General features: G+C 57.5%; 9 protein-coding genes. 3 read left to right on the top strand and 6 right to left on the bottom strand.

What is annotated here, in order from left to right:
* Positions 1-194 (bottom strand): hypothetical protein (locus IQ273_RS25280; protein ID WP_194025910.1); only part of this gene is annotated, 194 nt, incomplete at its 3' end.
* Positions 195-447: 253 nt separating this feature from the next.
* Here IQ273_RS25280 and IQ273_RS25275 point away from each other — a divergent pair.
* Entirely contained in the window at positions 448-2,175 is a 1,728-nt protein-coding gene (locus IQ273_RS25275; RefSeq protein ID WP_194025909.1) for an SUMF1/EgtB/PvdO family nonheme iron enzyme, read from the top strand.
* Between the two features lie 72 nt (positions 2,176-2,247).
* On the opposite strand, the gene IQ273_RS25270 is transcribed toward IQ273_RS25275, so the two are convergent.
* The 4 genes from IQ273_RS25270 to glnA all read right to left on the bottom strand — a co-directional run bounded on the left by IQ273_RS25270 (position 2,248) and on the right by glnA (position 7,215).
* The gene (locus IQ273_RS25270; protein WP_194025908.1) at positions 2,248-3,129 is read right to left on the bottom strand and encodes an S-methyl-5'-thioadenosine phosphorylase; all 882 of its coding nucleotides are present in this window, start codon (positions 3,127-3,129) and stop codon (positions 2,248-2,250) included.
* A gap of 5 nt (positions 3,130-3,134) precedes the next feature.
* Positions 3,135-4,400 carry a sulfotransferase gene (locus tag IQ273_RS25265; RefSeq protein WP_194025907.1) on the bottom strand — a complete coding sequence of 422 codons (1,266 nt, stop codon included), beginning with the start codon at positions 4,398-4,400 and terminating at the stop codon, positions 3,135-3,137.
* Positions 4,401-4,404: 4 nt separating this feature from the next.
* Complete coding sequence (locus IQ273_RS25260) at positions 4,405-5,466, bottom strand: DNA topoisomerase IB (protein WP_228053830.1); 1,062 nt, start codon at positions 5,464-5,466, stop codon at positions 4,405-4,407.
* 315 nt (positions 5,467-5,781) lie between these two features.
* The gene (glnA, locus tag IQ273_RS25255; RefSeq protein WP_194025906.1) at positions 5,782-7,215 is read right to left on the bottom strand and encodes a type I glutamate--ammonia ligase; all 1,434 of its coding nucleotides are present in this window, start codon (positions 7,213-7,215) and stop codon (positions 5,782-5,784) included.
* A 489-nt stretch (positions 7,216-7,704) separates the two neighbouring features.
* Between glnA and apcB the strand changes: the two genes are divergently transcribed.
* Together apcB and IQ273_RS25245 are read left to right on the top strand one after the other, a co-directional pair.
* On the top strand, positions 7,705-8,214 hold the full coding sequence (gene apcB, locus IQ273_RS25250) for an allophycocyanin subunit beta (RefSeq protein ID WP_194025905.1): 510 nt from the start codon (positions 7,705-7,707) through the stop codon (positions 8,212-8,214).
* Positions 8,215-8,270: 56 nt separating this feature from the next.
* Entirely contained in the window at positions 8,271-9,518 is a 1,248-nt protein-coding gene (locus IQ273_RS25245; RefSeq protein WP_194025904.1) for an FGGY-family carbohydrate kinase, read from the top strand.
* Positions 9,519-9,522: 4 nt separating this feature from the next.
* Here the strand turns inward: IQ273_RS25245 and petG are convergent, their stop codons facing one another.
* Positions 9,523-9,636 carry a cytochrome b6-f complex subunit V gene (gene petG, locus IQ273_RS25240; protein WP_194025903.1) on the bottom strand — a complete coding sequence of 38 codons (114 nt, stop codon included), beginning with the start codon at positions 9,634-9,636 and terminating at the stop codon, positions 9,523-9,525.
* Positions 9,637-9,712 lie beyond the last annotated feature (76 nt).

Raw genomic sequence — 9,712 nt, 5'->3', positions numbered from 1 at the left:
AAATTGTCTGGGGCAATCTCGGCGATTGGAAAGCGGCTGAGGGTGTTGGTAGTCTCAAACTGCCAACTCTGAGCGATCGCTGGCGATAGGCCAAGCGCCCGACTGGGCTCAGGCTGACCGGCGATCGCTGCGGGAACATTCGACCAGGCTATTAACGCAATGCCGAAAGCAAAACAGGAAGGATGATGGCGCATAGGGTCAAGGTACAGGGTATTGCTGGTTTAATCTATGGCCAGCGCTATTAATTCGCTGAACCAATAGCGCATTTGGATGCCGGTTTTCCTACTTTGCCCAAGGGGTGAGACCCCTTGAGCTACCGTAAAAAATTCATGTATTAGGCCCTGCCGTGTAAGGAATCAAATAAAGCTCCGGAAAACAGAATCTTTTCGCTGGCATCGACCATCCTAGCTATCAGGTGTGCAATCTACATTTCGGTAGTCAACGTATATGAGTAGTGCCAGATCTATTTTTATCTCGTACCGTCGACGCACTAGCATCGACATCACTGGGCGGCTTTACGACCGTTTAGTAGGGCATTTTGGCGAAAATAGCGTATTTAAAGATGTCGATTCGATTCCCTTTGGGGTGAATTTTCGCCACCACTTGGAGCAGGAGGTGAGCCACTGCCCGGTGCTGCTAGCCATTATTGACCCCGACTGGCTTGGGGTTGCCGACGATCGCGGTCGGCCCAAGCTAGCCAACCCCGCCGACTGGGTGCGAATCGAAATTGAAACCGCTCTACAGCGCGATCGCCTCGTCATTCCGGTACTGGTGGGTGGGGCGGCCCTGCCCGAAGAAAGCGCCCTGCCTGAGGGGCTAAAGGCCCTCGCCTACCGTCAGAGCGCTCAGGTGCGCTGCGACCCCGACTTTCACCGCGATCTCGATCGGCTAATTCACCGGATTGAGGGAGTGTTCAGTAGCTTAGCCGTAGGCGTGGGGTCGTCTGCAATAGGCCAAGATCGGTCGGGAACCACAGCTCTAGCCAGCCCCCCGGTCAATCTTATTGATGAACTGGCCGCTGCTTTAGCTACCGCCAACCAAACGGCCCAGGCCCCCGTGCCTCGCATGGGGCGACGGCGCTGGCTGCGCATGATGGGACTGGGCATCCTGGGTGGCGGCTCGGCGCTGGCCATCCATCAGCGCGTGCCAGCCCTGCAAACCCTGGCTACGGGCGAGATTCCACCCATTCCCGACCTCTCGACCCTGCCCGATCGCATTCAAACGGCCCTAGAGCAGGCGGAAGCTGCCGTTTTATCTCCTGGCGCAGAGTCTTCTCCCTTGACGCCAGCTTCGGAGCCTCCCGAACCGGCCCCGCTGGAGCCCAGCCTGGGAACGACTAATTCAAGCGAGCTGTACAGCTATGAATCGGTGAATGTCGATGAGTTTGGTATGGGGCGATCGCAAATTAAGTTTGCGACTCCTTCGCACCAAGCCCTGCGGCTAGAGACCCCAATTGGCCCGGTGACGCTGCGGCTGGTCGCCGTTGTGGGGGGTCAGTTTGTGCTGGGGGCTCCCGACAGCGAGCCGGGCTATGACCCATCACAGCCCGCGCAGGCGATCGCCGCCGTAGACTCGTTTTGGATGAGCGTTCACCCCATCACCCAGGCCCAGTGGCGGGCGGTGGCGCAGCTGCCTGAGGTAAACCTGGTCCTCAACCCTAACCCCGCCTACTTTACCGGCAACGATCGCCCCGTAGAGCAAGTTTCCTGGGCCGAAGCGGTGGAGTTTTGTGAGCGACTCAACCAGCTTGCTCAAACGTATCCCTCTGCCTCTGGTCTAAAGCGCTACCGCCTGCCCACCGAAGCCGAGTGGGAATACGCCTGCCGCGCCAAAACCACCACCCCCTTCCACACCGGCCAAACCATTACTACCGACCTGGCCAACTACAACGGCACCCAGCCCTACCGCCAAGAGCCGATCGGTCAGTTTCGCGGCACCACCACAGCAGTAGGGGCCTTTGGCAAAGCCAACGACTTTGGCCTCTACGACATGCACGGCAACGTGCTGGAATGGTGCTCGGCTCAACCCAACCCATCCGCTAGCGATCCCTGGCGAGTGGTGCGGGGCGGCTCGTGGCAAAGCCCACCTCAGCAGTGCCGCTCGGCGTTTCGATCGGGCCGCAAAGCCGACACCCGCAGCAACGAAGTGGGCTTTCGCATTGTGGGCGAGGGGTGAGCAACGGACAGCTGACGTAGGGGCAAACGGCGTTTGCCCTGCCCAGTAGAATTCGGAATTAAACCCCAAACCCTACTGAGGCAAATACTTGTTCAGCAGCAGGCTCAGCTTATCGAGCGTAGCCGCCGGAGCCTTGTCGAGCGGCGTAATGATGGCGTACTTGAGGGCCGAATGGGCCTCCGACTCGAGCGGATTGGCGGCAAGCCGGTTGACCACCTCGCGAATCACCCGCTGGGCGTTGACGGCATTCTTTTGCAGATTGCCGATCACCATCTCCACGGTGACGCTGTCGTGGTCGGGGTGCCAGCAGTCGTAGTCGGTAACCAGGGCCAGGGTGGCGTAGGCGATTTCGGCCTCGCGGGCCAGCTTGGCCTCGGGCAGGTTGGTCATGCCAATGATCGTCGCCCCCCAGCTGCGGTACAGCTCCGACTCGGCTTTGGTCGAAAAGGCTGGCCCCTCCATGCAGACGTAGGTGCCGCCCCGGTGCAGGTCTACATCGGGCAGTTCAAGGCTTTCGACGGCATCAGCCAGTACCTTGGCCAGGGCATTGCAAACCGGGTCGCCAAAGGTAATGTGGGCCACCAGCCCTTCGCCAAAGAAGGTGTTGACGCGGCTGCGGGTGCGATCGATAAACTGGTCGGGCACCACCATATCCAAGGGCTTGGCGGCCTCTTTGAGCGAACCGACGGCGGAGGCGGAGATTAGGTACTCCACCCCGAGCGATTTCATGGCGTAGATGTTGGCGCGAAAGGGCAGCTCGGTAGGCATCAGGGTGTGGCCGCGCCCGTGGCGAGCCAAAAAGGCGACGCGAGTACCGTCCAGCGTGCCTAGAATGATGGCATCGGAGGGTGAGCCGAAGGGGGTATCAATGCGAATTTCTTCAATATCGGTGAGGGCTTCCATTTGATAGAGGCCGCTGCCGCCGATGATGCCAATCTGTGCCTGTGCCGCCATGGTAGTTACTGTCGAGAGCTGGACTGCCCTATCATAGCCAACAGTTCTGTAGGCGAACCCAGGCGTTGCAAAAGGTGGGCCGCCAGTTGGCCAAATCGATTTTTTTCGGCCTTGGGACTAAGACCAAAATTGCAAAACTCTACAGTCACGCCCTTCAGCCGTAGCGCTGCCAGAGTTAGACAAAAGTGCCCAAACTTTCTCAGGCTCTTACCGTAGTTGTAACCGCTAATCGGCACGTCACAATACACAACCCGTTCACCGACAGATAATGTCAGCGGATCGCAGGGCACTAGAAGGTGATTGTGAGCCAGGAGGTGGTCTATTTCCTGATGGCGATCGCGCACAAATCGTTCGCTGGTGTAGCAAGAAAAAATTGGCGTTAAGGCACATTCAAGCGGGCGATAGTTAAAGTCTTTAATGATTTCGTGGCAGACAGTGCTAATGGCTTTTAGGTTGGTGTCGGGCGATGGTCCAAGACCGGCCCTTTGGGGCGATCGCATTTGCCAGGCCAAACAACGGGATGAATCCAGCGCCTGGGCAACCTGATCTTTCCAGGTTTCGTGGGCAGGAGCCGTGTATTGAGCGGCGGCTTCAGTGTTCAACATAGCAGGTTCAAAAGGTGCTTGCAGAAAGCGGCACAGCTGTTGCAGCGTATCGGTCGGTTGCGTCACTAACGTTTCGTATTGCAGGGTGTAGGCCAGCCGATCGCGTTCAAAAAAAGGCTTGCTTTGGCGATACCAGCGCTCTATTAAATAAGCGCTGTCGAGGGGGGCATGACTGGTCCAGGGCAGCTTTGCCGCCATCGATAGGGCCACATCGCGGGGATCGCGCACAATGCGCACTACCTTTGCAGTGGGAAACAGCCGCCGCAAAGTGGCGAGATGCAGAATATGGTTGGGAGTTTTTTCGGCCCAGCGGCGTTTGCCCAGGGCTATTCTGTGCTGCTCGGTCAAGCTTTCGAGTAAGGCTTGCAGCGAAGGTTTGCGAGCGGCCAGATAGCGATAGATCTCCTGGGTTGTAACGCCAAACAGTTCGGCGATGGGGTGATTTTCAACGGCGATCGCACCCACAAATTCAGTCGCTTTCGTCGGCCAGTCTACATCCCCAAGCACCGCAGCAATATGCTGATAGTTCGCTTCTAAATATGGGAAAAAATGAGTTTCTGGCCCACAGCTAATCTGGCTATGACTGGCCAATATTGTCGCCAGCAGGGTTGTGCCCGATCGCGGCGCACCGACAATAAAAATAGGCGCTTGCGAGGTGTCCACCATAGCTTTAGGCCTGCTGCTGAGGATGCTTTAGAACCGCGATCAGAGCTTTTTCATCGTTAGTGAGGTCAAACTCGCTGGGGGCTTGGGCTGCCTCGCGCCAGACATCTAGCAGCCAGCCTTCCTCATAGGCCTTAGTCACGGTGGGATGCACATAAAATTTGCGGCAGGTGGCGACCCGATTGCCCAAGCGCTGAGCCGCCCCTTTGATCGCTTCGCGAATATTGGCCTGGGCGTTGGTGGCCGAGGTCGATTCTCCCAGGTCGTTAAGAATTTGAGCGGTGCGGGCAGTACCGGCCCAGGTGCGAAAATCTTTGGAGGTAAACTCTTCGCCGGTAATGGTTTGTAGATACTGGTTAACATCGTCAGAGTCGATGGCGCGGCGATCGCCGTCCTCATCGACATACTGAAACAACTGCTGACCGGGGAGTTCTTGGCAGCGCTTGATCGCTCGGGCCAGGCGGCGATCGCTCAGATCAATCTCGTGCTCAACTCCACTTTTGCCAATGAAGTGAAAGCTAATCGTGGTTGACCCCACATCCACATGCTCCTGTTGCAGGGTGGTCAGCCCAAAGGACTGGTTTTGCTCGCGGTACTCGTCGTTGCCAATGCGAATGACGGTGGCTTCCAGCAGTCGCACCACGATCGCCAGCAGCTTTTCGCGGGTTAGATTGCGCTGGCGTAGATCGCGATCGGTGACCTCGCGAATCAGCGGGCGGGCATAGCCAAAGGGAATCAGGCGGTCAAACTTGGTCTTATTGCGGACTTCGCGCCAGTCGGGATGGTAGCGATACACCTTGCGCCCCTTAGCGTCTCGCCCGGTGGCCAGCAGATGACCTTTGGGGTAAGGGCAAATCCACACCTCTTCCCAGGCGGGCGGAATCGCCAGCGCTTTCAGCCGTTCTAGCTCGTCGGGGTCAGAGATGCGATCGCCCTTCCGGTCCAAATACATAAACCCCCGCCCACACCGCCGCCGCCCAAAACCAGGGCGATCGTCGCTAACGTAGCGTAGCCCAGCCGATTTAGCCGCCTGGGCCGGTGCCTCAATCATTACCGATGGCAAGGCCAACTCGGAATCTGCACTATCTGCACGCTGATGCGAAACGGTAACCATTCAGGTTTTAGGCCAAACAAATCCAGATATTGCCTACCAGCAGTGAACGCACTGGTCCGGCAATTCGTTCAGCTTAGAAGGGGTGAGCGAATGGTTGGCTCTAGCCTGAGTATGGTTCTGAGAATGACTTGATTGAGTAAATCGGCTATTGGGTTTGATGCCGAACAGTATAGTTTCTGTACTGACATACACAAAGAGGCCAAAGCATTTGCTTTAGCCTCCTTGTGTTTTTGCTCAAAACGCCTTAGTTAGGAGCCTACTTAACGTTCTCTAGCAATCGTAGTAGAGAGCTAGCTCGTAGGGGTGAGGCCGCAGGCGCATGGGGTTGACCTCGTTGTCGAGCTTGTACTCGATCCAGTTGCTGATGAAGTCTTCGGTGAAGACGCCAGTACTGGTCAAGAAGCTGTGGTCGGCTTCTAGAGCTTTGAGGGCATCGAGCAGAGAGCCGGGGGTAGACGGAATTTTCGCCAGTTCTTCGGGGCTGAGGTCGTAGATATCTACATCTAGCGGATCGCCAGGGTCAATCTGGTTTTTGATGCCATCGATACCGGCGCAGAGCATGGCGGCAAAGGCCAGGTAGGGGTTAGAGGTGGCATCGGGACAGCGGAACTCCAGACGCTTGGCCTTGGGGTTGTCGCCCGATAGGGGAATCCGCACCGAAGCCGAGCGGTTGCCCTGGGAATAGGCCAAGTTTACCGGCGCTTCAAAACCAGGTACCAGACGCTTGTAGGAGTTGGTGGTGGGGTTGGTTAGCGCCAGCAGGGCGGGAGCGTGCTTGAGAATGCCGCCGATGTAGTACAGGGCATTCTGGCTTAGTCCGGCGTAGCGATCGCCTGCAAAGGTAGGTTCGCCGTTGTTCCAGATTGACTGGTGGGTGTGCATACCAGAGCCGTTGTCGTTAAACAGCGGCTTGGGCATAAAGGTGACGGTTTTGCCCCACTTCTTGGCGACGTTTTTAATGCAGTACTTATAGATCATTAGCCAGTCGGCCGCTTCGATTAACTCACCGAAGCGAATGCCCAGTTCGCACTGGCCGCCAGTCGCCACTTCGTGGTGGTGCTTCTCGATGGGTACACCCAGCCGGGCCATGGTCAGCAGCATTTCGCTGCGCATGTCCTGGGAGGTATCGGTGGGGGCAACGGGGAAGTAGCCCTCCTTGTAGCGGGGCTTGTAGCCCAGGTTGCGGCTGACACCCATGGCGTCTTTTTCTTCTTTGCCGGTGTTCCAGCGACCCTCGACGCTGTCTACGTAGTAATAAGCGGAGTGCTCGTTTTGGTCGAAGCGCACATCGTCAAAGATGAAGAACTCGGCTTCGGGGCCAAAGAAGGCCGTATCGCCAATGCCGGTAGACTTGAGATACTCGATCGCTTTGGTTGCGATCGCGCGCGGGCAGCGAGAATATAGCTCGCCGGTGCGGGGCTCTTTAATGGTGCAGATCATGCTCAGAGTTGGCTCGGCCATGAAGGGGTCGAGCCAGGCGGTGGCGGGGTCGGGCACCATCATCATGTCCGACTCGTTAATCGCCTTCCAGCCACGAATACTAGAGCCGTCGAAAGCTACCCCATCGGTAAAGCTGCTTTCATCAATCTGGCTTTTGTGTAGGGTTAAGTGCTGCCAGATGCCCGGCATATCAATAAATTTGAGGTCAATTAACTCAATGCCTTCATCCTCAATGCGTTTCAGGATGTCTGCTGGGGTTGCCATGAACTACTCCTTAGCCTCGTTTAGCGTTGAAATCTTCGGGAAAACCGATTTAACTGGTCGTGGATGACGCCTTGGCCCTGGCCCTGGATCGACCGACCTCACTGCTGTGGGCAAAGCTTGGTTGCCTAGGCCACAACTAGAACTGCTTTACCGGCACGGACACACGGCCCCTGCGAGTATCACAAGCATCAACTCATCTGAATCATCCTAGGGAGAGGGGTTGGCGTATTTTGTATCGATCAATACTTTTTGTCAGGGAAAGCCAACAAAAGCCCCGTGACGTACCATGATGTTTTGTAACAATTCACTCATAAAGCCTGGGCTCTGGCCGGGCTTGGCCGTTCAGGGGCCAAGCCCCCGTGGTAAACTCTTTCGAGAATAAAACCTGGTCACTGTAGAGGTTAGAGCCTCTAGCCAGGGGTGGGCGAACCACGCCTGCAACCGTTTATTAAAATGCTGTTTGCCAAGTGAGAGTTGGAGAAACCACCTATGCGGGACGCTGTCACCACGCTGATCAGGAACTACGACAACACCGGGCGCTACCTCGATAGCAGCGCCCTCGACTCGATTAAGTCTTACTTTGACAGCGGCCTCGATCGCATCAAAGCAGCGGCAGTTATTAGCGCCAACGCCGCTGGCATCGTTAAAGAGGCTGGCGTTACGCTGTTTGCCCAAGTACCCGAGCTCATTCGCCCCGGTGGCAATGCCTACACCACCCGCCGCTATGCCGCCTGCCTGCGCGATATGGATTACTACCTGCGCTACGGCAGCTACGCCCTAGTGGCTGGCAACCCCGATGTGCTCGACGAGCGCGTACTGACGGGGCTGCGCGAAACCTACAATTCCCTGGGTGTGCCCATTGCCCCCACGGTAATCGGCATCAATATCATGAAAGATATTGTCAAGGTCAAGGTGCAGGAGGCCGGTGTTACCGATCCTTCCGTCGTCGATTATCCCTTCGACTACATGACCCGCTCCATCAGCGAGGTTAGCATCTAGGCAAGGCTTGGGGGATGGCGCGGCCCGTAGCGCCCTAGCGATATGGTTGCTTTGTGATGAACCTTCCCCTAGCTCTAGGCATAGACTTTGGTACCTCTGGGGTACGTGCCGCTGTGGTCGATCCGCAGCGGCATCTTTGTTGGCACCATCGCCAGGGTTACCCCGACTTGCCCGCTCCCGAGAGCTGGCAACAGGCGCTGTTTAGCCTGCTAGGGGCGTTGCCCGAGGCGATCGCCCCGCAAATTGGCCGCATCGCCATCGACGGCACCTCTGGCACCGTGATTCTGTGCGATCGCAGCGGCTCTGCCCTCACTCCGCCACTGCTCTACAACCACCCCTGCCCAGAAAGCTTAGCCACGGTTAACGCGATCGCCCCGGCCCATAGCCCCGCCGCCAGCGCTACCTCTAGCCTGGCCAAGCTGGTGTGGTGGCACCAGTCACTACCGCTTGATATTTGGCAGCGAGCCGTTTACCTGCTGCACCAGGCCGACTGGCTCAGCGCCCAGCTCCACGGCCAGTGGGGGCTGAGCGATTACCACAACAGCCTCAAGCTCGGTTATGACGTGGGCAATTTGGCCTATCCCCCATCGATGCTGGGGCAGCCCTGGAGTGCCGTACTGCCTCGGGTGCTGGCCCCAGGCGATGTGGTAGGGCGAGTGACGAGTGCGATCGCCCAGCAGTTTGGCCTATCGCCCCAGTGCCAGGTGGTCGCTGGCACCACCGACAGCATTGCGGCTTTTCTAGCCAGCGGGGCCAGCGCTCCAGGCGATGCCGTGACCTCGCTCGGGTCTACTCTGGTGATTAAGCTACTCAGCGATCGCCGCATCGATGCGACAGAGTACGGCATCTACAGCCATCGTTTGGGCCACCTCTGGCTGGTGGGCGGCGCTTCAAATACCGGCGGTGCCGTACTCGAAAAATTCTTTGACCGAGATACTCTAGCTGCCCTGAGCCAGCGAATTGACCCGGCTGCTCCAACCGACCTAAACTACTACCCCCTAGCCCAATCGGGGGAACGGTTCCCGATCAACGACCCGGAGTTAGCCCCTCGCCTTACCCCTCGTCCAGAGGATGATGCAGAGTTTTTACACGGTCTGCTCCTGGGCATTGCTCGCATCGAACAGCGAGGCTACACCCTGCTGACTGAGCTAGGAACTTCGCCACTACGGCAGATCTATACCGCCGGGGGCGGTGCCGCCAACGAAACCTGGCGACAGCTGCGGGCCGGGCTGATGTCAGTGCCCATTAAAAACGCCGCCTCGGCTGAGGCGGCGGTAGGTAGTGCCTATCTGGCGCTGGGCTAGTCCACTACAGGTCGAACTGGTTGCCCCGACGATACTGCATGTAGGCGGCCACAAATAGCCCAGCCAGGGTAACCGGAATAAACCCTAGAACAATGCCACTAAGCAACGGCTCAACCACAGTTAGACTCCTAGATTTCAACAAAATATATGGCTTTAACCATAGCACTAATCAGGGCCTGGCATAGGGCTTTCGG

Source organism: Nodosilinea sp. LEGE 07298 (genome assembly GCF_015207265.1).
GTDB lineage: Bacteria > Cyanobacteriota > Cyanobacteriia > Phormidesmidales > Phormidesmidaceae > Nodosilinea.
This window is presented reverse-complemented; position numbering and strand designations above follow the sequence as displayed.